This is a genomic window from Hylemonella sp. GW821-FHT10B10, assembly GCF_059415585.1.
This window is the reverse complement of sequence record NZ_JBWKNN010000001.1, coordinates 1,774,717-1,800,858: the sequence shown is the minus strand read 5'-3', so window position 1 is coordinate 1,800,858 and position 26,142 is coordinate 1,774,717. Positions and strand designations below refer to the sequence as shown.

General features: G+C 64.5%; 24 protein-coding genes. 16 read left to right on the top strand and 8 right to left on the bottom strand.

Annotation, left to right across the window (positions count from 1 at the left end):
- Positions 1–82: 82 nt before the first annotated feature.
- From ftsH to glmM, 3 genes are all read left to right on the top strand, one after another.
- Positions 83–1,999: an ATP-dependent zinc metalloprotease FtsH gene (gene ftsH, locus AC07NT_RS08740; RefSeq protein ID WP_498596845.1), complete on the top strand. Its 1,917-nt coding sequence runs from the start codon at positions 83–85 to the stop codon at positions 1,997–1,999.
- Between the two features lie 71 nt (positions 2,000–2,070).
- On the top strand, positions 2,071–2,934 hold the full coding sequence (gene folP / locus AC07NT_RS08735; protein ID WP_498596846.1) for a dihydropteroate synthase: 864 nt from the start codon (positions 2,071–2,073) through the stop codon (positions 2,932–2,934).
- A gap of 38 nt (positions 2,935–2,972) precedes the next feature.
- Positions 2,973–4,304, top strand: a complete 1,332-nt coding sequence (glmM, locus tag AC07NT_RS08730; RefSeq protein WP_498596847.1) for a phosphoglucosamine mutase — start codon at positions 2,973–2,975, stop codon at positions 4,302–4,304.
- 3 nt (positions 4,305–4,307) lie between these two features.
- Here glmM and arsB read toward each other — a convergent pair whose 3' ends face one another.
- From arsB to AC07NT_RS08710, 4 genes are read right to left on the bottom strand one after another with little or no spacing between them, the layout of a single operon-like run.
- A complete protein-coding gene (arsB, locus tag AC07NT_RS08725; RefSeq protein WP_498596848.1) occupies positions 4,308–5,384 on the bottom strand; it encodes an ACR3 family arsenite efflux transporter in 1,077 nt (358 codons plus the stop codon).
- Between the two features lies 1 nt (position 5,385).
- Positions 5,386–5,889, bottom strand: coding sequence for an arsenate reductase ArsC (locus tag AC07NT_RS08720; protein ID WP_498596849.1), 504 nt, complete (start codon positions 5,887–5,889; stop codon positions 5,386–5,388).
- Complete coding sequence (locus AC07NT_RS08715) at positions 5,886–7,208, bottom strand: hypothetical protein (RefSeq protein ID WP_498596850.1); 1,323 nt, start codon at positions 7,206–7,208, stop codon at positions 5,886–5,888. Before AC07NT_RS08715 ends, AC07NT_RS08720 begins: the two co-directional genes overlap by 4 nt.
- Positions 7,205–7,555: an ArsR/SmtB family transcription factor gene (locus tag AC07NT_RS08710; protein WP_498596851.1), complete on the bottom strand. Its 351-nt coding sequence runs from the start codon at positions 7,553–7,555 to the stop codon at positions 7,205–7,207. Before AC07NT_RS08710 ends, AC07NT_RS08715 begins: the two co-directional genes overlap by 4 nt.
- Positions 7,556–7,676: 121 nt before the next feature.
- Between AC07NT_RS08710 and AC07NT_RS08705 the strand changes: the two genes are divergently transcribed.
- The 5 genes from AC07NT_RS08705 (at position 7,677) to AC07NT_RS08685 (ending at position 12,639) form a co-directional block, all read left to right on the top strand.
- Complete coding sequence (locus AC07NT_RS08705; protein ID WP_498596852.1) at positions 7,677–8,177, top strand: hypothetical protein; 501 nt, start codon at positions 7,677–7,679, stop codon at positions 8,175–8,177.
- Between the two features lie 77 nt (positions 8,178–8,254).
- Positions 8,255–9,079, top strand: a complete 825-nt coding sequence (locus AC07NT_RS08700; RefSeq protein ID WP_498596853.1) for a GNAT family N-acetyltransferase — start codon at positions 8,255–8,257, stop codon at positions 9,077–9,079.
- A 47-nt stretch (positions 9,080–9,126) separates the two neighbouring features.
- Complete coding sequence (locus AC07NT_RS08695; RefSeq protein ID WP_498598477.1) at positions 9,127–9,954, top strand: UDP-2,3-diacylglucosamine diphosphatase; 828 nt, start codon at positions 9,127–9,129, stop codon at positions 9,952–9,954.
- A 105-nt stretch (positions 9,955–10,059) separates the two neighbouring features.
- Complete coding sequence (ppk1, locus tag AC07NT_RS08690; protein ID WP_498596854.1) at positions 10,060–12,177, top strand: polyphosphate kinase 1; 2,118 nt, start codon at positions 10,060–10,062, stop codon at positions 12,175–12,177.
- Entirely contained in the window at positions 12,178–12,639 is a 462-nt protein-coding gene (locus AC07NT_RS08685) for a SixA phosphatase family protein (protein ID WP_498596855.1), read from the top strand.
- 6 nt (positions 12,640–12,645) lie between these two features.
- Here the strand turns inward: AC07NT_RS08685 and AC07NT_RS08680 are convergent, their stop codons facing one another.
- Positions 12,646–13,020, bottom strand: coding sequence for a hypothetical protein (locus tag AC07NT_RS08680; RefSeq protein WP_498596856.1), 375 nt, complete (start codon positions 13,018–13,020; stop codon positions 12,646–12,648).
- Positions 13,021–13,258: 238 nt separating this feature from the next.
- On the opposite strand from AC07NT_RS08680, the gene AC07NT_RS08675 reads away from it, so the two are divergent.
- The 3 genes from AC07NT_RS08675 (at position 13,259) to lplT (ending at position 17,927) form a co-directional block, all read left to right on the top strand.
- On the top strand, positions 13,259–15,079 hold the full coding sequence (locus AC07NT_RS08675) for a GGDEF domain-containing protein (protein ID WP_498596857.1): 1,821 nt from the start codon (positions 13,259–13,261) through the stop codon (positions 15,077–15,079).
- Between the two features lie 113 nt (positions 15,080–15,192).
- A complete protein-coding gene (locus AC07NT_RS08670) occupies positions 15,193–16,644 on the top strand; it encodes a UDP-glucose dehydrogenase family protein (RefSeq protein WP_498596858.1) in 1,452 nt (483 codons plus the stop codon).
- 11 nt (positions 16,645–16,655) lie between these two features.
- On the top strand, positions 16,656–17,927 hold the full coding sequence (lplT, locus tag AC07NT_RS08665) for a lysophospholipid transporter LplT (RefSeq protein ID WP_498598478.1): 1,272 nt from the start codon (positions 16,656–16,658) through the stop codon (positions 17,925–17,927).
- Here lplT and AC07NT_RS08660 read toward each other — a convergent pair.
- A complete protein-coding gene (locus AC07NT_RS08660; protein WP_498596859.1) occupies positions 17,901–19,139 on the bottom strand; it encodes a glycosyltransferase family 4 protein in 1,239 nt (412 codons plus the stop codon). The two genes, lplT and AC07NT_RS08660, sit on opposite strands and share 27 nt — an antisense overlap.
- Before the next feature lie 181 nt (positions 19,140–19,320).
- On the opposite strand from AC07NT_RS08660, the gene AC07NT_RS08655 reads away from it, so the two are divergent.
- Positions 19,321–19,968, top strand: a complete 648-nt coding sequence (locus AC07NT_RS08655; protein WP_498596860.1) for a hypothetical protein — start codon at positions 19,321–19,323, stop codon at positions 19,966–19,968.
- Between the two features lie 43 nt (positions 19,969–20,011).
- Here the strand turns inward: AC07NT_RS08655 and AC07NT_RS08650 are convergent, their stop codons facing one another.
- Positions 20,012–21,658 carry an aminotransferase class III-fold pyridoxal phosphate-dependent enzyme gene (locus tag AC07NT_RS08650; RefSeq protein WP_498596861.1) on the bottom strand — a complete coding sequence of 549 codons (1,647 nt, stop codon included), beginning with the start codon at positions 21,656–21,658 and terminating at the stop codon, positions 20,012–20,014.
- A gap of 86 nt (positions 21,659–21,744) precedes the next feature.
- On the opposite strand from AC07NT_RS08650, the gene asd reads away from it, so the two are divergent.
- The 4 genes from asd to AC07NT_RS08630 all read left to right on the top strand — a co-directional run bounded on the left by asd (position 21,745) and on the right by AC07NT_RS08630 (position 24,571).
- Positions 21,745–22,608, top strand: coding sequence for an archaetidylserine decarboxylase (asd, locus tag AC07NT_RS08645; protein ID WP_498596862.1), 864 nt, complete (start codon positions 21,745–21,747; stop codon positions 22,606–22,608).
- Between the two features lie 220 nt (positions 22,609–22,828).
- Positions 22,829–23,398 carry a YdeI/OmpD-associated family protein gene (locus tag AC07NT_RS08640; RefSeq protein ID WP_498596863.1) on the top strand — a complete coding sequence of 190 codons (570 nt, stop codon included), beginning with the start codon at positions 22,829–22,831 and terminating at the stop codon, positions 23,396–23,398.
- Positions 23,399–23,473: 75 nt separating this feature from the next.
- On the top strand, positions 23,474–24,127 hold the full coding sequence (locus tag AC07NT_RS08635; protein ID WP_498596864.1) for a GDSL-type esterase/lipase family protein: 654 nt from the start codon (positions 23,474–23,476) through the stop codon (positions 24,125–24,127).
- 150 nt (positions 24,128–24,277) lie between these two features.
- Positions 24,278–24,571 carry a hypothetical protein gene (locus AC07NT_RS08630; protein WP_498596865.1) on the top strand — a complete coding sequence of 98 codons (294 nt, stop codon included), beginning with the start codon at positions 24,278–24,280 and terminating at the stop codon, positions 24,569–24,571.
- 54 nt (positions 24,572–24,625) lie between these two features.
- Here the strand turns inward: AC07NT_RS08630 and ppx are convergent, their stop codons facing one another.
- Positions 24,626–26,122, bottom strand: coding sequence for an exopolyphosphatase (ppx, locus tag AC07NT_RS08625; RefSeq protein WP_498596866.1), 1,497 nt, complete (start codon positions 26,120–26,122; stop codon positions 24,626–24,628).
- Between the last annotated feature and the right edge of the window lie 20 nt (positions 26,123–26,142).

The window sequence follows — 26,142 nt, the reverse complement described above, 5'->3', positions numbered from 1 at the left end:
GAAAATCAATGGCCCCCAGGCTTGAAACGCCTAAAATGGCTACAAGCTATGTTTTTCCCTGGCATCCCTATTGGAGCTGCACTTGAATAATCAGTGGTTTTCTAAAGTCGCCGTCTGGCTGGTGATCGCGCTTGTACTCTTTACGGTGTTCAAGCAGTTCGACACCCGCAGTGGCGCCGCGACCGGCACGCTGGGTTATTCCGAATTTCTGGACGAAGTCCAAAGCGGGCGGATCAAGAGCGCCATCATCCAGGAAGGCCCTGGCGGCAACGAGATCGTGGCCACCACGACAGACGACCGCAAGGTGCGTACTACCGCCACCTACCTGGACCGCGGCCTGATCGGTGATCTGCGTACCGCAGGCGTGAAGTTCGACGTCAAGCAGCGCGAAGAGAGCTCCCTGCTCATGACCCTGCTGGTCAGCTGGGGCCCCATGCTGCTGCTGATCGGCGTCTGGATCTATTTCATGCGCCAGATGCAAGGTGGCGGCAAGGGTGGCGCCTTCAGCTTCGGCAAGAGCAAGGCGCGCATGCTCGACGAGAACAACAACCAAGTCACCTTTGCCGATGTCGCAGGTTGCGACGAGGCCAAGGAAGAGGTCAAGGAAGTCGTGGACTTCCTCAAGGATCCGCAGAAATTCCAGAAGCTCGGTGGCCGCATTCCGCGTGGGCTGCTGCTGGTCGGCCCCCCTGGTACCGGCAAGACCCTGCTCGCCAAGGGCATTGCCGGCGAGGCCAAGGTGCCCTTCTTCAGCATCTCGGGTTCCGATTTCGTTGAAATGTTCGTCGGCGTGGGCGCGGCCCGCGTGCGCGACATGTTCGAAAACGCCAAGAAAAACGCACCCTGCATCATCTTCATCGACGAAATCGACGCCGTTGGCCGCCAGCGTGGCGCCGGCCTGGGCGGCGGCAACGACGAGCGCGAACAGACCCTCAACCAGATGCTGGTCGAGATGGACGGTTTCGAGACCAACCTGGGCGTGATCGTGGTGGCTGCCACCAACCGCCCCGACATCCTGGACGCCGCCCTGCTGCGCCCGGGCCGTTTCGACCGCCAGGTCTATGTCACGCTGCCCGACATCCGCGGTCGCGAGCAGATCCTCAACGTGCACATGCGCAAGATCCCGATCGGCCAGGACGTGGCCCCGGCCATCATCGCCCGTGGCACGCCCGGCATGTCCGGCGCCGACCTGGCCAACCTTTGCAACGAGGCCGCGCTGATGGCCGCACGCCGCAACGCGCGCGTTGTCGAGATGCAGGACTTCGAGAAGGCCAAGGACAAGATCCTCATGGGCCCCGAGCGCAAGAGCATGGTCATGCCCGAGGAAGAGCGTCGCAACACGGCCTACCACGAGTCCGGCCACGCCCTGATTGGCAAGATGCTGCCCAAATGCGATCCGGTGCACAAGGTCACCATCATTCCGCGCGGTCGTGCCCTGGGCGTGACCATGAGCCTGCCCGAGAAGGACCGCTACAGCTACGACCGTGAGTACATGCTGAACCAGATCAGCATGCTCTTCGGCGGCCGTATTGCCGAAGAAGTGTTCATGAACCAGATGACCACCGGGGCCTCCAACGACTTCGAGCGCGCCACCCACATCGCGCGCGACATGGTCATGCGCTACGGCATGACCGATGCGTTGGGCCCCATGGTCTATGCTGAGAACGAAGGTGAGGTTTTCCTGGGCCGTTCGGTGACCAAGACCACCAGCATCAGCGAGCAGACCATGCAGAAGGTCGATGCCGAGGTGCGTCGTATCATCGACCAGCAGTACGCCCAGGCGCGCAAGCTGATCGAGGACAACTCCGACAAGATGCACGCCATGGCCAAGGCCCTGCTCGAATGGGAAACCATCGATGGCGAACAGCTCGACGACATCATGGCCGGCAAGGAGCCCCGTCCCCCGAAGGACTGGACCCCGCGCACGCCGAACTCCGGCGGCGGCGATGCTGGCGGCACACCGGCTGTGAAAACCGATCCTTCGCCTACCGCGGCCTGAGTGTCGAGTTGATGTAAAAAAACGGGGCTTGCTGCCCCGTTTTGCTTTGACCGGCAATTACAGTGATGCCCATGATCTGGCAAACCACCCGTTACGCCATCGACCTGTCCAGGCCGCAGGTCATGGGCATCGTCAACATCACGCCAGATTCCTTCTCGGACGGGGGCAGCCATTCCGACACGCGTTCCGCGCTGGCGCATTGCGAGCAGTTGCTCAAGGACGGCGCCGACATCCTGGACCTCGGCGGCGAGTCGACCCGGCCAGGCGCTGTGCAGGTACCGCAGGACGAAGAGCTGGCGCGCCTGCTGCCGGTGCTGCGCGAGGCGCTCAAGCTGGGTGTTCCGCTCTCGGTGGATACCTACAAACCGCAAGTCATGCAGGCCGTGCTGGACCTGGGCGCCGATATCGTCAACGATATCTGGGCCCTGCGCTGGCAGGACGCTACCGGTGCGCTCGACGCCCGGCTAGTCGTGGCCCATCATCCGAATTGCGGCGTCTGCCTTATGCACATGCATGGCGAGCCGCGCACCATGCAGATCCGCCCCATGGAGGGCGAGGTCCTGCCGCCCGTGCTGGCCTTTCTGCAGCAGGCGGCACAGGAGCTGCAGTCACTCGGAGTGGCCAGGGAGCGCGTCGTGATCGATCCCGGCATCGGGTTCGGCAAGACGGTGGCACAGAATTTTTCCCTGCTGGCCCGTCAGCGCGAGTTGCTGGTGGCTGGTTATCCTGTGCTGGCCGGTTGGTCACGCAAGTCTTCATTGGGTGCTGTGGCCGCCCCGCCGCCAGGCAGCGTAGTACCGGAAGGCCAGCACGAGCGCATGGCGCCCAGCGTGGCAGCGGCGCTGCTGGCGGTGGAGCGGGGCGCGGCCATTGTGCGTGTGCACGATGTGCGGGAAACCGCGCAGGCACTGAAGGTGCTGGCAGCTATAAAATGAATAGCGTCCATTCCAACGAAATCCCAAGGGACCTCTCCATGAGCAGAAAATACTTCGGCACCGACGGCATCCGCGGGACGGTGGGACAGTCGCCCATCACGCCTGATTTCGTGTTGCGCCTCGCCCATGCCGTGGGCCGTGTGCTAAAGCGCACGGAGGACAAGCCCGTGGTGCTGATCGGCAAGGACACGCGAATCTCCGGTTACATGCTGGAAAGCGCGCTGGAATCCGGGTTCAACTCTGCTGGCGTCGACGTGGTGTTGCTCGGCCCTCTGCCCACGCCGGGTGTGGCCTACCTGACGCGCGCCCAGCGTGCGTCCCTGGGCGTGGTCATCAGCGCCAGCCACAACGCCTATCCCGATAACGGTATCAAGTTCTTCAGCGCCCAGGGCAGCAAGTTGCCCGACGCCTGGGAACTGGCGGTGGAAGCCGCGGTGGACGAGCCACCGGTCTGGGCGGACTCGGCCAGCCTGGGCCGCGCGCGCCGGCTCGACGATGCGGCCGGTCGCTACATCGAGTTCTGCAAGAGCACCTTCTCGACAGACCTCACGCTCAAGGGCCTGAAGATCGTCGTGGATGCCGCGCATGGTGCGGCCTACCAGATCGCCCCCAAGGTCTTTCACGAACTGGGTGCCGAGGTGATCGCGATAGGCTGCGCGCCCGATGGCCTCAACATCAACCACGAGGTCGGGGCCACACACACGGACGCCATGGTCGCAGCGGTCAAAGCCCATCATGCCGACTACGGCGTGGCGCTAGATGGCGACGCCGATCGCCTGATGATGGTCGACGCCGCGGGCCGACTGTACAACGGTGACGAGCTGCTCTACCTGATGGTGGACGACAGGCTGGGCCGTGACGAGCATGTGCCCGGCGTCGTGGGCACGCTCATGACCAATATGGCGGTGGAAGTGGCGCTCAAGAAGCGTGGCGTGCAGTTCGTGCGTGCCAAGGTCGGTGACCGCTATGTGCTGGAAGAATTGAGCAAACACAAATGGTTGCTGGGCGGCGAGGGATCGGGTCATCTACTGGCGCTGGACAAGCAGACCACAGGCGACGGCCTGGTGTCAGCCCTGCAGGTGCTGCAGACCTGCGTGCGCAGCGGGCAGAGCATGGCCCAGCTGCTGGCCAGCGTCACGCTGTTTCCGCAGACCCTGATCAATATACGCCTGCGGCCCGGGCAGGACTGGAAGGCCAACACGCGGCTTGCCTCGGAGACGAAAGCCGTGGAAGCCGAGCTAGGCGACAGCGGTCGGGTCCTGATCCGCGCCAGCGGTACCGAACCTCTGGTGCGCGTGATGGTGGAGGCGCGTGACGCGGCCCAGGCCCAGGGCTGCGCCGAGCGTCTGGCCGCCACTCTGCGCGTCTGAGACTCAGGTGGCGTTGCCGCGTTCGTACCAGCCCTTGGACTGATTCACGATACGTACCACCAGCAGCATCACCGGGACCTCGATCAGCACACCGACCACGGTGGCCAGTGCAGCCCCGGAGTTGAAGCCGAACAGGCTGATGGCGGCAGCCACGGCCAGCTCGAAGAAGTTGGAGGCCCCGATCAGCGCCGAGGGGCAGGCGATCTCGTGCTTTTCACCGACGGCTCGGTTGAGCCAGTAGGCCAGGGCCGAATTGAAAAAGACCTGGATCAGGATGGGCACGGCCAGCAGGGCGATGACCAAGGGCTGCTTCAGGATGGCCTCGCCCTGGAAGGCGAAGAGCAGCACCAGCGTGGCCAGCAGGGCCGTGATGGACCAGGGGCCGATCCTGAGCATCGCGGCGTCGAAGGCAGCCTGGCCGCGCGCCAGCAATTGCCTGCGCAGGAGCTGCGCGAGGATCACCGGGATCACGATGTACAGCACCACCGAGGTCAGCAAGGTATCCCAGGGCACGGTGATGGCCGACAGGCCCAGCAACAGGGCCACCAGCGGTGCGAAAGCGAAGACCATGATGCTGTCGTTCACGGCCACCTGCGTCAGCGTGAACAGCGGGTTGCCACCGGTCAGACGGCTCCAGACGAAGACCATGGCCGTGCAGGGCGCGGCGGCCAGCAGGATCAGGCCAGCGATGTAGCTGTCGATCTGCTCGGCCGGCAACAGCGGCGCGAACAGATACCGGATGAAGAACCAGCCCAGCAGGGCCATGGAAAAGGGCTTGACCAGCCAGTTCACGAAGAGCGTGACGCCTATGCCCTTCACGTGCTGGCGCACCTCATGCAGCGCACCAAAGTTCACCTTGACCAGCATGGGGATGATCATCACCCAGATCAGCCCGCCCACGGGCAAATTGACCCGGGCCAGTTCCACGCGGCCGATGGCCTGAAAGAGCTCCGGTAACCGCTGGCCCAGCGTGATGCCGGCCACGATGCAAAGGAAGACCCAGACCGTGAGGTAGCGCTCGAATGCGCTCATGGGGGCGCCAGCAGCCTGCTTGGCCGTCACTTCACACTGCGCACTCATCTCAGGCTTTCCCGGACAGATCACGGGCCGTGCCCTGTATCAACTGGCGGGCCAGTTTTTCGGGTGGCAGGTTGACCAACAGATCCAGGCGGCGGCGGATGGCCAGCAGGGTTTGGCGGAAGGCTTCCAGCTTCTGCTCTTCCGTGCCTTGCACTTCGGATGGATCGGCGTAGCCCCAATGGGCGGTGGCCGGGTGGCCCGGCCAGACGGGGCAGACCTCACCCGCGGCGTTGTCGCAGACCGTGATGATGAGATCCATCTGCGGCGCGTTCGCGCCGGCGAACTCGTCCCAGTTCTTGCTGCGCAGGCCGGTCGTGTCGATGCCGACAGCCTGCAAGGCCTTGAGGCCCAGCGGGTTGGGCTGCTGGTTCTCGCGCGGGCTGCTGCCGGCGGAATACGCCTTGAAGCGGCCGCCGCCGATGTGGTTGAGTGTGGCCTCGGCCAGGATGCTGCGCGCCGAGTTGTGTGTGCAGAGGAAGAGGACGTTCAGGACAGGCGGGTTCATGCGGAGTCAGACGATATGGGAACGGCGGAGCCGTCAGGTTGGAGGAAATCGGGCAGTACCACGACGGGCGAGAAGCCTCCGCCCTCGGTGCGGAAGTTCGTCGTCTGGCCGGACCAGGTGCGCGCCGCCAGCAACTGCACCTGGCCGCGGTAGGCGTAGGCGCGCAGGTCCAGCTTGAGGCGCTGGGCCTGGCCGTTGACGCTCACCAGGCGCTCGCTGGGCGGTACCAGTGCCTGGGCCACGTAGTCGCCCGCGACGATCTCGCGCCACACGCGTTGCGTGAGCTTGTCGCCACGGTAGGCTGCGCGCGCGCCGAAGCCGGTGGCGGGCTTGAAGAACAGGCTGCGCCGGCGTGCCCACAGGGCCTCGGCGCCCTCAGCGGTGACCGCCTCGGTGGCCGGCACCACACGTGCGAGCCGCGATCGGTCGGACGGGGTTACGCCCAGCGCTTCGAGGACGGCCGAGTTGGAGAGATCGATCAGGCGCCGCTTGTCTGCGGCTACGGTGTAGACGCGCGGGTGCGGGGTGAGCACGACCGCGTCCGCGGCCCAGGCCGAGCGCAGGGCGGCATGTTCGGGCTGGGCCAATGCAAAGTCGGTCAGCCGGTTGTAGACCAGGTCCACCGGCTGGTCTACGGGCAGGGCCGGGTGCCATAACGTACCGTCGCGCCACTGCAGCTCACGCGCATCGGCTACCACGGCGTGCAGACCCTGCGTGGCAAAAAGGTCGCGTGCCAGGGAGAATTCGGGCGCCAGGTACTGGGCCTGGGGCTCGTCGTCGACGATCAGCACATTGCGCCAGGGGCGCTCGCCGCGCTGGGCCCGCCATTCACTGCGGAACATGTCCACGATCACGGCCTCGGTCCGGTCCAATTCGCCGTCTGGGTCCATGAAGGCGGGCATGGCGTCACAGCAGGCGCGATGCGCCCGCGCCAGCGCCGCGTTGAGGAAGGCGCCCCCGGCATTCGTGTTGATCTCGATCAGCCGGGGCCCCTCGGCGCTGAGATGGAAGTCGTAGCCCATGAACACGCCCTGCGGTCCACGGTCTTGCCTCGTCTGCGGATCGGCATGCTTCAGCGCTTGCTCCTGCCAGGCTGGCAGGGCGCAGACGCGATCAATCGTGGCCACGGCCTGCCGGATCTCCTCGTGCGTCTGCGGGTCCAGGAAAACGACGGTGGAGGCGAACAGATGCGGATGGCTCAGCGCGAGCCGGTCCACCAGGCCGGCGAGCGCCGGGGTGGTTTCGAGTTCGGTGCGCAACTGTTGCGCGTCCAGCGTGCGGCAGGCACACCCGAGGTTGAGGCTTTCGGCGAGGTTCATGGGGCGGGCGCGCAGGCCTTGCGGCCTGCCGGTGTGACCTCGCAGCTGGCACCCTGGCAGCAGTGCAGGGTCAGATAGGCCAGCAATCCATCCATCTGCGCGAAGTTGGCGCGGTAGACCAAGTGCCGGCCATCGGGCTCGCTGCTGGCCAGCCCGGCATGCACCAGTTCCTTGAGATGGAAGGAGAGGGCGCTGGGGCTGATCTCCAACTGCACGGCCAGCAGGCCCGGCGTGAGCCCGGCGGGGCCGGCCACCACCAGGGCGCGGAAGGCGCGCAAGCGCTGGGCCTGGGACAGCGCCGCCAGCGAGCGCAGGACTTCGGTTTCGGTGGTTTTTGCCTTCTTCATGTTTCAATGATACTTGAAATATTGAATCAATGGCAAGCCCTACGAATCGGGGTCATCGATGTCATGCATATGTCATTTATCGGCCATAAAGACGTCATGAAGGCTCAGCACACTGGCGTGCATGAACGCAGCCAGCAGCTCCAAAGCACGCGAATCCGGTGATCTCGGGTCCGGCCTGGCCATGGGCATGGAGGTGGGCCGTCTGCGCGACGCCGGCTGGATGCCCGCTGTCCGCGGCAACGAGGGGTTGTCGCAGCCCAGGCGTACCCAGACCTTGCATCAATGGGTGCTGAACCCCGAGCAGCGCGCTGCTGGCCTGCTGTTCCAGCCGCTGGACGGCAATCCCCGTCATGGCGTGCTGGCCCTGTTCTTGGACCAGGGTGAACTGCATGGCGCCATCGAGATCCTGGAACGCCAGGGGCGTTGGCTGGTCATGCCCGACGGCCTGCGGGCGCGCACGCTGGCGGTGGCGGCACTGGTTCGTTCCGGGGGGCGGATGACCCCGCGGTCCAGCATCGTGGGCACGCCGGACCGTCGTTTCATCTTCTTCAACACGCGGTTCGAGGGCTGTACCACGACCCTGGTCGAGCGGCGTCTGGACGAAGGTCTTGCCGTCACATGAAACACCTGCTTGCCCCGCTGACCCGGGGCTTTTTTACTAGTGGATCCGCTGAACCGAAACACAACAAGGAGAGAAAAATGAAAGAACTACCGAGCCCCACTTTCCCGCTGTCACCCGTCGCCATGCCTCGGGGGTCACTTCACCGCCCTGATCAGTCTGTCCTGGCGCAAGAGCGCGGCGGTTTTGAAGTTTCGTGGGCGCGCCACCTCGATGAAGTCCGCGCGGCGCAGCGCCTGAGGCACGACATCTTTGTCGGGGAGATGGGTGCGCGTCTGTCCACCACGGTGCCGGGACACGATGTCGACCTGTTCGACGACTACTGCGAGCACCTGCTGGTGCGTGACCAGGAAACCCGGCAGGTCATCGGCACCTACCGTGTGCTCACACCCGAGCAGGCGCAGCGCATAGGCAGCACCTACAGCGAACTGGAATTCGACCTCACGCGCCTGCGGCCCCTGCGCGAGCGCATGGTCGAGCTGGGCCGCAGCTGCGTGCATCCGGATTTCCGCCACGGCGGCATCATCATGGCCCTGTGGGGGGCCTTGGCCGAGTTCATGGTGCGCAACAAGCTCGACACCATGATCGGCTGCGCCAGCATCCCCATGCTGCACAACGGCGTGGTCAGTGGCGACGTGGCGGCCAGCATCTGGCGCCAGGTGCGCGAGACGCACATGGCGCCCATCGAGCACCAGGTCTGGCCGCGTCTGCCGCTGCCGGTCGACGAGCTCGACAGCGATCTGGACGTCGAGCCCCCGGCCCTGATCAAGGGCTATCTGCGGCTGGGCGCCAAGGTACTCGGCGCCCCAGCCTGGGATCCGGACTTCAACAGCGCCGACCTGCCCATGCTGATGCGCATCGCCGACCTGCCGGCGCGTTATCGCAAACATTTCTTTGGCGCCTGATGAAGAGCGCACTTGAGCAACGTGGCAACTGGCTGGAGCAGGCCCTGATGCGCCAGGGACCTGAGGACGAACACGATGATGACAAGGGCGGCGCACGGCGCTATCGCACCGTCTTCATCTCCGACCTGCATCTGGGCACGCCAGGCTGCCAGGCGGAAGCTTTGCTGGCCTTCCTCAAGAGCAGTTCCTGCGACAGCCTCTACCTGGTGGGTGACATCATCGATGGTTGGCAGCTGCGCCGGCGCTGGTACTGGCCCCAGGCTCACAACGATGTGGTGCAGAAGCTGCTGCGCCGCGCGCGCAAGGGCACCCGCGTCGTTTTCGTGCCGGGCAACCACGATGAGTTCGCGCGGGGGTTCATCGGTCACCAGTTCGGAGGCATCGAGGTGGTGGACGACGCCGTGCACGTGACGGCCGATGGCAAGCGCCTGTGGGTCACACACGGGGACTATTTCGACGGCGTGATCCAGTACGCCAAATGGCTGGCGTACGTGGGCGACAACCTCTACGAGTTCACGCTCAAGCTCAACCGCTACCTGAACCACTTGCGCGCCAAGTTCGGTCTGCCCTACTGGTCGCTTTCAGCCTATCTCAAACTCAAGGTCAAGAAGGCCGTGAGCTTCATCAACGACTTCGAGCAGGCCGTGGCGCATGAGGCAAAAAAGCGCGGCCACCAGGGGGTGGTCTGCGGCCACATCCACCATGCCGAGATCCGCGACATCGGCGGTTTGCTCTACTGCAACGATGGTGACTGGGTCGAGAGCCTGACGGCCCTTGTCGAACACCACGATGGTCGGCTCGAGATCCTGCGCTGGGGTGAGCTGGCACCTGTGCAGTCCCAGTCGACACCGGTGAGCACCGCTGTCACGGTATGAAGATCACGCTGGCGCATCTGGTCCTGGCACGACCAGCGCTGGCGGTACCGCAGTTGCCGGACGAAGCTGTCACATCACTGTCATCAAAGCTGTAAACAATTTGTCATGACCTTGTTACCTCCCAGCCTGGATTCGAGTGTGCCTGCCGAGACCCATCCCCTGACGGCCCTGCCGGCGCTGCTGGACCGCGACCAGAGCATCCTGGCCTTCAACGAGCGTGTCTTCGACTGGGCCTGCCGGCCGGAGGTGCCCCTGTTCGAACGCCTGCGCTACCTGTGCATCGTCTCTTCCAATCTGGATGAATTCTTCGAAGTCCGGGCCGAGCCGCACCTCAGCGCCAAGCAGGGCCGCGACCCTTTGGGGATCTATACCGCCGCCACGTTTGATGCACTCTCGGTGGCCATCCACAAGCTGGTTGAACGCCAGTACACCCTGTACAACGAAGAACTGATGCCTGCCTTCGAAAAGCAAGGCATCAAGATCATCTCGCATGGCGAGCGCAACTCTGCGCAGCGGCGCTGGGTCAAGCAGTACTTCGAGCAGGATGTTCGCCCCCTGCTGATCCCCGTGGGCCTGGACCCCTCCCATCCCTTCCCGCAGGTAGCCAACAAGTCGCTCAACTTCATCGTGCGCCTGGGCGGGCACGACGCCTTCGGGCGCGAGAACGACATCGCCATCGTCAAGGTGCCGCGCGCATTGCCACGCCTCATCCCGATGCCCGAAGCGCTATGCGGCAAGCGGCGGCTTTTTGTCTCGCTCTCCAGCGTGATCCGCGCTCATCTGGCTGAACTGTTCCCTGGGCGCGAGATGAGCCAGTTCTCGCAATTCCGCGTCACGCGCCACTCGGATCTCGCGGTGGACGAGGACGACGTCAAGAACCTGCGTACGGCGTTGCGCCAGGGCCTGCAGCATCGACACTATGGCCAGGCCGTGCGCCTGGAGGTGTCAGCCGGCTGTTCCGACCACCTGGCTGGTTTCCTGCTGCGCCAGTTTGAGCTGCCCGAGGGCGCGCTGTACCGTGTGCACGGCCCGGTGAACCTGGTACGACTGGGGCAGCTGGTCGATCTGGTGGACGAGCCGCGCCTGCGGTTCCCGCCCTATAAGCCCTCCTATCCCGCGCAACTGGTGCCCGGGCAATCGATCTTCGAGCAGCTGCGACGCGGTGACGTGCTGATCCACCAGCCTTTTGAGAGCTTCGATGGTGTGCTCGATTTCCTGCGCGAAGCCATCAACGACCCGCAGGTGCTGGCCATCAAGCAGACCATCTACCGCACCGGCGCCCATTCCGTGCTGATGGACCTGCTGCGCGAGGCCGTGCGTCGCGGCAAGGAAGTCACCGTGGTGCTCGAGCTCAAGGCGCGCTTCGATGAAGAGGTCAACATCAACTGGGCCGAGCAACTCGAATCCATCGGCGTGCAGGTGCTCTATGGCGTGGTCGGCCTCAAGACCCATGCCAAGATGATGCTGGTTACGCGGCGTGAGGGCCGACATTTCAGGCGCTACGCCCATCTGTCCACCGGCAACTACAACCCGGTGACGGCGCGCTTCTACACTGACATCAGCCACCTCACGGCCGATGTGGCGCTGACGGCCGACATCGAACAGGTCTTCGTGCACCTGGCCGGCCAGAGCCGGCTGCCGCGCCTGCGGCACCTGTGGGTGGCCCCTTTCCAGCTGCATCGCAAACTGCTGGACAGGATCGAAAGCCTGGGGGCCGCCGCCGCAGCCGGCCAGCCGACGCGTCTGGTGGCCAAGATGAATGCCCTGACCGACGAGGCGCTGATCCGCGCCCTCATCGCCGCGGGCCGTCAGGGGGTGAAGATCGACCTGATCGTGCGCGGCGCCTGCATGTTGCCCGCGCAGCTGCCGGGGCAGACGAACAACATCCGCGTGCGTTCGCTGATCGGGCGTTTCCTCGAGCATGCCAGGGTCTTCTATTTCCGCGAAGGCGAGAACGAGGAACTCTATCTATCGAGCGCCGACTGGATGAACCGCAACATGCTGCGCCGGGTCGAGCTGGCCTGGCCAGTGCTGGATCCGAAGCTGCGCCAGCGCATCATTGACGAATGTCTGGTCGCAGCCATGGGCGACAGCCAGGGTTGCTGGGAACTGCAATCCGACGGTCACTACACGCGCGTGGAGCCGACCGCCGGCCGCCCGGCCATCAGCGCACAGGATGCCCTGATGGCGCGCTACGCGCAACGCGAGCTCCGTGGAGGCTAGATGGACCTGCTGCTGTGGCGTCACGCGGAAGCGCATGAGGCCCAGCCGGGTGGGGATGATCTTGCGCGCGCGCTGACCTCGCGCGGCGAGAAGCAGGCAGCCCGCATGGGGGCCTGGTTGGACCGGCAACTGCCCGAAGGCGCGCGCATCCTGGCCAGCCCGTCACGCCGCACCGAACAGACCGCCATGGCGCTGGGGCGCAAGTACAAGCTGCGCGAGGAACTCGGGCCGGACGCCACCGTGGAGCAGCTGCTACAGGCCGTGCAATGGCCCGATGGCCGCGGTGTCACCGTGGTGGTCGGTCACCAACCGGTACTGGGGCAGACCATCGCGCGCCTGCTGGCCATACACGGCAGCGAGTGCAGTGTGAAAAAGGGTGCCGTCTGGTGGCTGCGCCATCGCCTGCGCGACGGCGCCTCTCAGACCACCCTGGTGTCGGTGCAGTCGCCCGACGTCTTGTAGGACCGTTCAGGCTTTCTTGGGCCGGCCGGTCTTGATCGAGGGCACGGCCTTGAGCGCTGCCAGCAGGCTCTTGTCGCTCAGACCCGCCAGCGCCTTGATGCCGGCGCGCAGCAATTCGCTCTTCTTGGCCGGGTGCTCAAGCTTGATACAGCGCTGCTTGAGTTCCGCCAGCACACCGTATTCGTCCTTGGGTATGGTGAAACTGTCGCGCACCAGTTTGGGCTTCTTGATCTTGGGGGGCTTGGCCGGGCCCGTTGCCTGTTTGCTGGTCTTGGCGTTTTTCACGACCGGCTTGGCGAGGGATTTGCGGGTGGTTTTTTTCGGAGCGGCCTTGCTGCGTTTGGTGGCAGGCAGGGCGGTGGACTGAGCGGATTCTTGCATGTGTGAGGGGGATGAGGTTGGAACAAAACAGTTTATATAGTTTATCTCTCCGATGCAATGCCACACCAGAACCACATCCGTTGCTCTGTCATCAAACTGAAATCTGCATGTCATTTGGCCGTCATCTTGGTACGTCAGAGTAGGCCTCTGAATGTCGTTGGGGCCATGCCCCTGGAATGGAATGCTGGAAAACCTGCTTGATGACCCGGAGGATGCGCTCGCTCCGGAGCGTCCACCCATGATCGATCACGTTCGTCTGTTTGCTGCCGAATTCTGGCCCGCCCTGAGTGGCCGGGATGGCCCGCTGGCACGGCTGATGCGTGCCGATGTTCTGTACCCGGTGTTCCAGCCCATCGTCGATCTCAAGTCGGCCGGTGTCCACGCGCACGAGGCGCTGATCCGCGGCCCGCAGGGCAGCCCGCTGCAGTCGGCTGACGCGCTGTTGTCCGCCGCGCAGGCCGAGGGCCTGCTCTATGAACTGGAGCTGTTCTGCATCTACGTCGCGCTGCGCCAATGGGGCCTGCAGCGCCAGCCCGGGCGCCTGTTTCTCAACATCAGCGCCCACGCGCTGGAGCGACTCGTCGCGGTGGGCGGCACGCAGACGCTGGCGCGGGCCATGCGCGGCCTGGCCGTGTCACCGCGCATGGTGGTGCTGGAGATCACCGAACATGAGCGCGTGCACGACATGGACGGCCTCGTCGAGGTGGCCCGGGCCCTGCATGCCGTCGGCCTGTCGCTGGCGCTGGACGATTTTGGCGACGGCCGTTCCAGCCTGCGACTGTGGTCACAGATCCGGCCCGACATCGTCAAGATCGACAAGTACTTCAGTCTCGACATCAGCTGCAACGCCGACAAGCTCAAGACTTTGCAGGCCCTGCTGCAGATCGCCGATGTCTTCGGCACGGCGCTGGTGGCCGAGGGCATCGAGAACGAGGCCGACCTGCGCGTCGTGCGTGACCTGGGTATTGCCTATGGTCAGGGCTATTTCCTTGGCAGGCCTGCGGTAGAAGCGCAATCGGACATCCTGAGCACCGCATTCGACGTCCTGCACGACACGCGGGTGGCGGTCATGCCCGAGCAGCGTTATGTGGTGCGTATGGGGCAGCTGCGCCATCTTTCCCTCATCTACGCGCCGGCCGTCGGCCGCAGCGCCTGCAACGACGAAGTTGCGGCGATTTTTCAGGCCCATCCCGATCTGCATGCGGTGGCGGTGGTGGACGACGAACAGCCCCGGGCCATCATCAACCGCCAGCAGTTCATGGACCACTACGCCACCCTGTATTTCAGGGAAATCTACGGCAAGAAGTCCTGCATGCTGAGCGCCAACCAGCAGCCACGCCTGATCGAGCGAAGCCACGACATCGAGGAGCTGATCGGCATCCTGACGTCGCAGGACCAGCGTTACCTGAGCGACGGTTTCATCGTCACCGAGAACGGTCGTTATGTTGGCCTGGGCACCGGCGACCAGCTGGTGCGCTCGGTGACCGAGCTGCGCCTGGAAGCGGCCCGCCACGCCAACCCTTTGACCGCATTGCCGGGCAACATCCCGATCAGCCTGCACATCAAGCGGTTGATCGAGAGCCAGGGCGAGTTCGTGGCCTGCTACATCGACATGAACAATTTCAAGCCCTTCAACGACCACTACGGTTACTGGCGGGGCGACGAGATGATCCGCCTGCTGGCGCGCCTGGCGGCGGCGCACAGCGACCCGCAGCGCGACTTCGTGGGCCATGTGGGCGGTGACGACTTTCTCATCCTGTTCCAGAGCAGCGACTGGGAGCAACGATGTCTGCACATCGTTGAAGAGTTTGCCTTGCAGGCGTTCGAACTCTTCGACGAGGCAGCCCGTCTGTGTGGCGGCATCCATGCCGAAGACCGCCATGGCGTCATGCGCTTCTTTCCCTGCACCACGGTCTCGATCGGCGCCGTGCAGGTTGGCAGCCAGGCCTACCGCGATGCGGAGGAGGTCGCCACCCAGGCCGCACTCGCCAAGCGCGAGGCCAAGCTATCGGGCAGCGGCCTCTTCATCATGCCGCGACGCGCTGTTCTGCACGCCTGAGCGTCGCAGCGCATCCGGTGGCCATGCCCATGGTCATCGAATGTTCATGCAAAGGACACGCCGAAGTCACATGACGCTTCCAAGATCACCGCCATATCTACAGCGAGGTGAACATGAAAGTTTCAGTGATCGGTGCGGGTTATGTGGGACTGGTGACGGCAACCTGTCTGGCCGAGTTGGGCCACGAGGTGGTCTGCATGGACAACGATCCGCTGCGCGTGGAGTTGCTGCGCTCGGGTGTCGTGCCGATTTACGAACCCGGACTGGACAGCATGATCCAGCGCAACACCCAGGATCAGCGGCTGTTCTTCACTACCCGCCTGGCCGACGCACTGGAGACCGCCGAGGTGCTGTTCATCGCGGTGGGCACGCCGCCCCAGGAGGATGGCTCGGCCGACCTGGCCCATGTGCTGGAGGTGGCGCGCCAGGTGGGGCAGGCCATGTCGAAGCCCCTGGTGATTGTCAACAAATCTACCGTGCCCGTGGGCACGGCCGAGCGGGTCGGGGCCGTCGTCGCGGCGGCGCTGCAGGAACGTGACCGTTCCGAACTGCCTTGCGCGGTGATCTCCAACCCCGAGTTCCTCAAGGAGGGGGCGGCCATCGATGACTTCATGCGCCCGGACCGTATCGTGATCGGTCTGCCCGATGGCGCCATGGGTGACTTGGCGCGCGCCGCCATGACACGACTTTACGCCTCGCTCAACCGGCATCACGAGCGCACCGTCTGGATGGACGTGCGCAGTGCCGAACTCACCAAGTACGCGGCCAACGCCATGCTGGCCGCACGCATCTCCTTCATGAACGAGATGGCGAACCTGGCCGATCTTGTGGGTGCTGATGTGGACGCGATACGCCGCGGCATCGGTAGCGACAGCCGGATCGGCCCGAGTTTTCTCTACGCGGGAACGGGTTATGGCGGCAGCTGTTTCCCCAAGGACACGCGCGCGCTGATGCAGACAGCGCAGCTGCATGGCAGTCAGATGCATCTGGTCGAAGCCACGGAGCGCATCAACCAGGCCCAGCGCCAGGTGCTGACCCATCGTGTCATGGCGCACTTTGGTGCAGACCTGCAGGGACGGCGTTTTGCCCTTTGGGGCCTGGCTTTCAAGCCGCAGACCGATGACATGCGCGAGGCACCCAGCCGCGGGCTGATCCGCCAGCTGCTGCAGCGCGGTGCCGAGGTCCAGGTGCACGATCCGGTGGCCATGGACGCGGCCCAGCGTGTGCTGGCCGAAGACCTGGCCGACATCGACCCCGGCCTCTCTCGCGTGCGTTTCATGGCCGATGCCTATGCTGCCCTGGAGGGCGCAGACGCGCTGCTGGTCGTGACCGAATGGAAACAGTTCCACAACCCGGATTTCGAGCAGATCCGCGATACGCTGCGTCAGCCGCTCATCCTGGACGGTCGCAACCTGTACGACCCGCAGCAGTTGCAGGCCCTGGGCATTGCCTACCAGGGTGTGGGCCGGCGCAATGCCCTGGCCGTGCAAGCCATGGCCGGTGCGGTGGGCATGGAGAGCCTGGCCCGGTCGGCCACGCCGGCTCGTGCGGCGGTGCCTGTCTAGTGTCCAGGGATTTGCCGCAGGGTTTCGGGTGGCTGATGGCCACCCAGTTTCTTTCTTCGCTGGCCGACAACGCCCTGCTCATCGTCACCATCGCGCACCTGCAGGTACTGGGTGCGCCGGTCTGGTGGGCGCCTCTGCTCAAGTTCAGCTTCACGCTGTCTTATGTCTTCCTGGCGCCCTTCATCGGGGCGCTGGCCGACGCGGTCTGCAAGCGCCGTCTCATGGCCTGGACGAACGGGCTCAAGCTGCTGGGCGCGCTGGCGCTCCTGTATGGCGTACATCCCATGCTGGCTTTTGCGCTGGTCGGGCTGGGGGCCTCGGCCTATGCGCCGGCCAAGTACGGTCTGCTGACCGAAAGCGTGCCACCGGCTGCCTTGGTGGCCGCCAACGGCTGGGTCGAATCCACGGTGGTGATCTCGGTGCTGTTGGGCACGGTGCTGGGCGGTCTGCTGGTGGCGCCGCTGTGGCTGCAGTCGCCGGTCGCGGCCTGGGTTGGCACATGGTGGCCACTCTCGGCTGGTGCCTCGACGCCCACGCTCAACGTCTCCCTGGCCTTTGTGGTGTTGCTGTACAGCTTCTCGGCCCTGTGCAATCTGCGCATCGTGCCCAGCGGCGCGCGCTATCCGGTGCGCGGTCGCCGTCCGCTGCAGATGCTGGCGGATTTCCGGCACGCCAATGCCATGCTCTGGCGCGACCGCAGCGGCGGCCTTTCGCTGACAGTGACCACGGTGTTCTGGGGCCTGGGTGCCATGCTGCAGTTCGCCGTGCTGCTGTGGGCCGTGCAGGCGCTGGACCTGGGCCTGGACCAGGCGGCTTACCTGCAGGGCATCGTGGCCCTCGGGGTGGTGGGGGGGGCAGTGCTCGTGGCCAGTCGCCTGCGCCTGCGTTACGCCACGGCGGTGCTGCCGCTGGGCCAGCTCATGGGCGCCTGCATGGTGAGTGCGTTGTTCATCTCCGACTGGCGCGTTGCCGTGCCCGTGCTGCTGGCCGTGGGGGCGCTGGGGGGCATGATGGTGGTGCCCATGAACGCGCTGCTGCAGCACCGCGGCCACCGCCTGCTGACAGCAGGGCAGTCCATCGCGGTGCAGGGCTTCAACGAGAACCTCAGCATCCTGCTGATGCTGGGTCTCTATGCCGGCCTGGTCGCCCTGGAACTGCCGGCGCAACGAGTCATGGCCCTGGGTGGTCTGGGCCTGATCCTGTTCATCGTCGGCACACTCTGGCGCCGCGGCCGCCGGCCCGGGCTGAAGACTCTCTCAGGCCACCTGCTGCGCGGGGATTGAGAGCGGCTGGCCGCCGGACGTGATGTGTCCGGCCACGGCCAGCTTCATCACGCTTTCGATCTGCGCCACGATGCCCGCCCAGTCGTTCTGCCGGGCGACGTCACGCGCCGCGCCGCGCAGCCGCAGCCGCAGGCCGGCGTCCTGTGTCAATTCGGTGAGCTGGCGTACGAAGGACTCTTCATCGTCCATGCCCACCAACAGGCCGGTGCGGCCGGGTGTGATGTTTTCCGAGGCCGCGGCGTAGTCGTAGGCCAGCACCGCCAGGCCACTGGCCATGGCTTCGAGCACCACGTTGCCGAAGGTTTCTGTCTGGCTGGGGAAGCCGAAGATGTCGGCGCTGGCGTAATGCCGCGCCAGCTCCAGCCGGTCGAGCTGGCCCGTCAGGATGGCGTCGGGCGCCAGGGTCTGCAGCTCGGCGCGCAGAGGGCCGTCACCCACCAGCACGAGTTTCAGGTCGGGCTGCACCAGCCGCGCCTGCGCATAGGCGCGCACCAGCAGGGGCAGGTTTTTTTCACGCGCCAGGCGGCCTACACAGAGGAGCACGGGGGTGTCGGGCGTGGCCCCCCAGGTGGTGCGCAACGTCTCGTCACGGCGGGCCGGGTCGAAGATGCTGGTGTCCACACCGCGCGCCACCACCTGCAGGCGCTCGAAGCCGGCCTGGGCCAGACGCTCGGCCAGGCCACGCGTGGGTACCATGGTGGTCAGCGTCTGGTTATGGAAACGACGCAGGTAGGCCATGATGGGCTTGCTGAGCCAGCCCATGCCGTAGTGGCTGCTGTAGGCGTGGAAATTGGTGCGGAAATCCGAGGTGGTGGGGATGCGCAGCTTGCGCGCCACCCGCAGTGCCGACCAGCCCAGTGGGCCTTCGGTGGCAATGTGCACCAAGTCTGGCCGCTGCAGCGTCCACAGGGGTTCGAGCTGGCGGCGTGAGGGCAGGCCCAGCTGCAGGTGCGGGTAACGCGGAATGGACATGCCGCGCATGAGCACGTCCTTGCCGTGTTCATGGGGTGTGGCCGGCCCATCGCCCCCCTGGCGCGGGCGCACCAGCTGCACATGGTGGCCGCGGTCGCGCAGGCCCAGCACCACACGCTGCAGCGTGAGCGCCACGCCATTGATCTCGGGCGGGTAGGTCTCGGTGACCACAGCAACACGCAGATGCGTCTGTGCCGCGGGCAGGTCTTCGATCAGCAGGTCGGTGGTGTCGGGTTTCATGCCGCCATCTTGCGCACCGTTTATCTCAGTTCGATGACAGCGTGGCGCCATCGCGTCGGTGGCCTGTGAAATTTTGATGACAGGTGTTGCGCTGTCATCGTTCTTTCACGCGCGGGCCCGACCATGCACCCAGGCGCAGCCCTGCTGCCCTCTCGTTTTCACGACACACCAAGGAGTCTTTGTGAGCCAATTCCTGCAAGCCCTCAAGGTCCAGCGCTGGGACGACCATCGCTATTACCACCACAGTCGCATCAACCAGTCCCTGCACCTGTTGAGCGCCATCTCCTTCCTGGTGGCCTATGCCTTCCTCTTCATCCAGCCGCCGGTGGCTGCGCTCATCGCCTGGCTGATCTCCATGGTCTCGCGCCAGTCGGGCCACTTCTTTTTTGAGCCCAAGGGTTACGACGAGGTGAACCAAGCCACGCACGAGTACAAGGAAGAGATCAAGGTGGGCTACAACCTGCAGCGCAAGGTGGTACTCATGGCCGTCTGGGCCGGCCTGCCCGTGGTGCTCTGGCTGCAGCCGGACTTCTTCGGCCTGCTGGAGGCGCACAGCCAACCCAGTGGCTACGTGCTCAACGTCGGCTGGCTCTGGCTGTGGCTGGGCGTGGGCGGTCTTACCTTCCGCGTGCTGCAGCTGGCCGTGAGCCAGAGTCTGTACACCGGCATCGTCTGGGCCACCAAGATCATCACCGACCCCTTCCACGACATCCTGCTCTACTGGAAATCTCCGCTGTACCTGCTGCAGGGCGAACTGATCGCCAAACCCGAGTACCTGCTCGAGGAGCGTGCCGAGCACGAGGCCGAGCTGGCCCGTCAGCAAGGTTGAACTCGTTTCCCGGTGCGGTTTGCCGCCCCGGGGTTTTACTTGCTCAGCGCCGCACCAGATGGCGCAGCATCTCCCGCAGCAGTCCGCGCTTGATGGATTTGTTCGTCTGACCCGGGGCCTGCCACCACCAGCCATCACGCTGCATCTGCAGGCCGGCCTGTACACAACGCTCCAGCATGTCCTCGAAATCGCTTTCGCTGAAGTTCAGGCTGAAGATGAAGCGCCCCGTCCCTACCCAACTCAGGGCCAGGCCATGATCGCGCAGGTAGTACTGCAGCATCCAGTTGTAGCGCGAGGGCCGGGTGTAGCTCAGCGTCCAGACGCTGCTCATGTTCGCCGCCTGCAGCGGCAAGCCCTCGGCCAGCATGCGGGCGTTGAAGCGCTCGCGGCGCGTGTCCCAGGTGGTGTCCAGATCCTGGTAGATCGCGCGCACCGCGGGTGTTTCCAGCCGGCGCAGGAATTCGTTCATGGCGCCCATCACATAGGGGTGGGCGTTGAAGGTGCCGCGCGCGAAGCAGATATCGGCCGGCTTATCCTCGCGGAAACGCTGCATCAGCGTCCTCTTGCCGCAGACCACGCCCACCGGCAGGCCGCCGCCCAGGGTCTTGCCGTAGGTGACGAGATCGGCCTGGATACCGAAGTACTCCTGCGCACCGCGCGCCGCCAGGCGGAAGCCCAGGAAGACTTCGTCGAAGATCAGCACGATGCCGCGTTCGGTGCAGACCTCGCGCAGCTGCTGCAGCCAGCGCGTGTAGGCCGCGCGGTCGTAGCCGGCACTGCGGCTGCTGTCGAGCAGGGTGGAATCACCGGGCGCGTTCTTGTTGGGATGCAGGGCCTGCAGCGGGTTGATCAGCACGCAGGCGATGTCGCGGCGGGTGCGCAGCACCTTGAGGCTGGCCTCATGCATATCACGCAGGGTGTAGGTCTCGCGCGGGGGCAGGGGGTTGCCCGGGCCGGGCTGCACGTCTTCCCACCAGCCGTGGTAGGCGCCGCAGAAGCGCACCAGATGGCGTTTGCCCGTGTGGTAACGCGCCAGGCGCACGGCCTGCATCACGGCTTCGGTGCCGCTCATGTGGAAGGACACGGCGTCCAGTCCGCTGATCTGCTGCAGCCGCGCCACGTTGTCGGCGACGCAGGGGTGGTAGGCGCCGAGCACGGGGCCCAGATCCTGCGCTATTGCGCAGCCCGCCGCGATGCAGGACTTGTAGAAATCCATGCCCATGACGTTCACGCCGTAAGAGCCGGTGAGGTCGATGTAGCGGTTGCCGTCGATGTCCGTCACGCTCACGCCCTCGCTGGCCTGCACAAAACCGCCCACCTGCAGGTGCTGGCGCAGGTAGGGGCTGAACTGGTAGGGCACACGATAGGCGCCCGTGAAGCGCAGGTCCGGCAGGCCTTCGCGTGCTGCCTTGGTCAGCGCGATCGACTGCGGGGCCTTGGCCTGCAGCCGGCCGGCCAGGGCCAGAAAGCTGGCGCGGCGCTGTTGCGCCACCGTGTCGGGCGCGCCGTCGCAGGCGTAGAAGGTGGCCTCGTCATAGGCGTAACCCGGGATCCAGCGTGCCAGGCGCTTGGCCATGCGCGAGTGGCCGGCCAGGGACGGGTGCTTGGCACGCGAGAGCTCAAGCCGACGTTTGATATAGGGCAGGGTGGCGCCAGCGGCGCCGGCAATCCAGGCGAGTTCGTAAGTCATGGTCCTTGCGGTTTCCTTTTGGGCAGCCGTGTGAAACGACGATGACTCTTTGTATTCAAATCATTTGACAGGCATGTGAAAACCAGATGACATTCAAGACATTACGCGACCGCCTTCTGCAACAGGAAGGCCTGAACTTCGTGCTCACCAACCGCCTGCCCCGCGTGGCGTTGACGCGGTTCATGGGGCGTTTCAGCAAGGTGCGCCAGCCGCTGGTACGCAGGGCCTCCATTGCCCTGTTCAAGTTTTTTGGTGATCTGGACCTGAGCGAGGCCAAAAAACAGAACTTCGACAGCCTCCATGACTGTTTTGTGCGTGAACTGAAAGAAGGCGCACGGCCTTTTGATGCCGACCCCCAGGTGGTCTGCAGCCCCAGCGACGGCATCGTCGGCGGCCACGGCCGCATCGCAGGCGATGAACTGCTGCAGATCAAGGGCATGCCCTACAGCCTCACGGATCTGCTAGGGAGTGCCGAGTTGGCAGAAAAACACCAGGGCGGTAGCTACGTCACCCTGCGCCTGCGCGCCAGCATGTACCACCGCTTTCATGCGCCAGCGGACTGCACGGTGAAACGCGTCAGGCACATCCAGGGCGATATGTGGAACGTCAACCCCATCGCGCTCAAGCGTGTGCCCAGCCTCTACTGCCGTAACGACCGCGCGGTGATCGAGGCCGCGCTGCCCTCAGGCCAGGTGCTGACCATCGTGCCCGTGGGCGCCATCCTGGTGGCCAGCGTACGCCTGCATTTCCTGGACCTGAACCTGCACCACGGCTACCGAGGCGAGCAGGTGATCGATTGCAACGCCCCACTCAGGCGTGGGCAGGAGATGGGGTGGTTCGAACACGGCTCGACCATCGTGGTGCTGGCACCGAAGGAGATGGAACTGGCGGATGGGCTGGACACTGGGACGGAGGTGAAGGCTGGACAGGCCTTGGCGCGGCAGATCTAAAAAGACCAGGGACTTGCCGGGCAGCGGCATGGCCGGGTGTTTGCGTAAACACGGCGGGCTTAAACGTCCTGCCAGGAACGGGGCCCTGCGCTATATTCGTGAAAATTCTTCAAATAAAACAAGCACTTAGATTGCGGCAGGAAAATCGCGAGGATGAATAATCGTTCATGCCGTTCTGCACTCTTGCGATCCATATCACCCCAGGTCCCTTACAAATGCAATGAGCGATCCGATACTCACCTTTGCGAATCAAGCCGAGTGGGAGTCTTGGCTTGAACTCAATGGACGCGCGAGAGCCGGTGCGTGGCTTCGCCTTGCAAAAAGGACCGCCAATCAAAAAACCGTCACTTATGCCGAAGCTCTCGAAAGCGCGCTTTGTCACGGCTGGATTGATGGTCAAAAGAAGACAGAGAGCGATCACTACTGGCTCCAGCGATTCACGCCCAGGACTGCCAGAAGTATCTGGTCCAAGATCAACAAAGCAAAAGCTGAGGCGCTTATCTCTGCAGGAAGAATGCAAGCCGCTGGAATGGATGAAGTCGAGCGAGCCAAGCAAGATGGTCGCTGGGAGAGGGCGTATTTGTCAGCGAGCCAATCGACCATCCCTGATGACCTGCAAAAAGCCCTCGATGCCAACAAAAAGGCCAAGGCGTTTTTTGCCACGCTCAATAGCCAGAACCGATACGCCATCCTTTTCAGAATCCAGAACGTCAAAAAGGTGGAAACTCGCGCAAGGAAGATCGCTCAGTTTGTCGAAATGCTAGCCCATGGTGAAAAGCTCCATCCCTAGCACCTGTGGCCTGACTGGTCCTTCAACTTGGATGTCGCCGCTTTGCAGCGTTGCCCGTTAACCTAGGCGTTCCCCATGATTCCTTCTTATCTTCATCGGTCCCGTCGCCATCTGTTCGGGGTCCTGGCGGTTGCCGCCTTGCTGTCCGCCTGCGGCAAGCGCGTGCCCCAGGCCCAACCCTTGCCCGCTGGCAGCACGGTGTTGGCCTTGGGGGATTCTCTGACTTTGGGTGTAGGCGCTACGGCGGACACGGCTTACCCCGCGGTGCTGCAGGCATTGACAGGTTGGCAGGTGGTGAACGGTGGCATCTCGGGCGACACCACGGCCCAGGCACTGGCGCGCTTGCCGACTTTGCTGCAGGAGCAGCAGCCCAAGCTGGTCATCGTGAGCATCGGCGGCAATGACTTTCTGCGCCAAATGAGTGCGGCCGGGGCCAAGGAGACGATACGCACGATCTGCCGCACGGCCAGTGCAAGCGGTGCCCAGGTGTTGCTGGTTGCTGTGCCCCAGGTCTCGCTGCTGGCGGCTGGCACGGGCAGCCTGAAGGATCATCCGCTGTATGCCGAGCTGGCGCAGGAGTTGAAGCTTCCCTTGCATGAGGGTGGCTGGGCTTCTGTGTTGTCCAAACCCGATTGGCGCGCCGACACCGTGCACGCCAATGCCCAGGGGTACCGCCGGTTCGCCGAGGGTTTGTTGCAGACCTTGCGCCGCGCGGGCTGGCTGGCCTGAAGCCCAGCGCGGTTCAGCCTGTTTCTGGTCGATTTCAGATATAAATGAAGCGCTTGACCTGAGCATGGGAGGAACGCGCGATGACCGTCTGGCCATGGTGTCAAACCCCTTCTCGTGCACTCTCCAAAGCGCCATCAAGGGGAATCACACATGAACATTTTCCGAGCACTTGTCCTGCCTCTGCTGCTTGTTGCCAGTTTCGTGGCTTTTGCCCAGGATGCCCGCGAGCGCGGTTTCATCCGCAAGGGCATGTCTGAGGGCGAAGTCCTCGCGCGCGTAGGTAAGCCTGATCACGAATCGGTGGTTGCCAACAACGCCCTCAGGGGTTTGCCTGAAGAGAAGAGTTGGAGCTACTTCCCGCATCCGCAGGACCCAGATACGCTGACGGTCATCACTTTCAGGTCGGGGGCCGTGGTCGAGATCGAGCGCAAGATCTCGCGCTAGGGGCCCGTCAAACGGTACCGATACCGGCGCCGTCTGACTCAGTATCGGAGAGAGTCAGTCCGCGTTCAGGACTTCCAGTGCCCAGGCGGTTTTCTGCCAGGCCTGCACTTCTTCCAGCAGCAGATGGGCTGACTGCGGGTAGCGCTGCACCCAGTCCGCGCGGCAGGTGAGCTGAACTTCACGTCTCCCGTTCCACGCCAGTTTCAGGCCTTGCAGGTCCGGATCACGCCTTGCGTGACAGAGGATGACGGCCAGACGCAGGGCCATGAGCTGCAGGGTGAAGGCCTCATCGCCAAGCTCCAGGTCCAACTTGCGCAGCTTGCCGCGGTGGCCCAGCACGAGCTGGCCCAGGCGGTGCAACTCGTTCATGGTGAAGCCAGCCGCGTCGGCGTTGTCCAGGATGTACGCGCCATGCTTGTGGTAGTCGCTGTGCGAGATGGCGCTGCCGATCTCGTGCAGCTGCGCGGCCCAGCCTAGTTTGTGCAGGTAGCGCTCCAGGTCGGGCAGTTCGTTCCCGTGGGCCAACTGTTGCAACAGGGCTTCGGCCACCTGGCTCACGCGGCGGGCCTGGGCCGGGTCGGCGTTGAAGTTGCGGGCCAGTCTTTGTACGCTGGTGCTGCGCTGGTCGCTCTGTTCGTGCTCGCGGTCCAGCAGGTCATAGAGCGCGCCATGGCGCAATGCGCCCTGCGCCACGTGCATTTCCTCGATGTCCAGCAGGGTGAAGAGGGCGCGCAGCACGCTGACACCGCCGCCGATGACGGCGCGCCGGTCGTCCTTCATGCCTTCTATGCGCAGGCGTTCGGCACTGCCGGCCTTGAGCAGGCGGTCCAGTAGCCAGTCCAGGCCCTCGCGCGTGACCAGCCCTTCGGCCCAGCCAGCGGCTTGCAGTACGTCACCCACAGCACCCACAGTGCCTGACGAGCCATAAGCCACATCCCAATCTGCGCGGCGGCAGCTGTTGAGCGCTTCGTCCAGCACGGCCTGGGCGGCCACTTCGGCGGTCTCGAAAGCCTCGGCAGTGAAGTCGCCTTCGGGGAAATAACGCATGGACCATGCCACGCTGCCCACGCGGTAGGAGTCCATGAAACGCGGGCGGTAACCCTGGCCCAGGATGAGCTCGGTGGAACGCCCGCCGATGTCGACGACCAGACGGCGCTCGTTGGATTGGGGCAGCAAGTGGACGACGCCTTGGTAGATCAGGCGCGCTTCCTCGCGGCCTGAGATCACGTCGATGGGGAAACCGAGGATCTGCTGAGCGCGCTCCAGAAAGACTTCGCGGTTGCGTGCTTCGCGCAGGGTCTGGGTGGCGACGGCGCGCACCTGGTTTTTCTTGAAACCGGCCAGGCGCTCGGCAAAGCGGCCCAGGCAGTCCCAGCCGCGCTGCATGGCGTCCGCCGTGAGGTTGCGTTCGGCATCCAGGCCGTTGCCCTGGCGCACCGTTTCCTTGAGGTACTCGCGGCGCTTGAGCAGGCCGTGGTCCAGCTGCGCGATCTCCAGGCGAAAGCTGTTGGAGCCCAGGTCGATGGCGGCGAGGTCGGTGCCGTTTTTCATGCGTGCGTTTGAATTGGAGT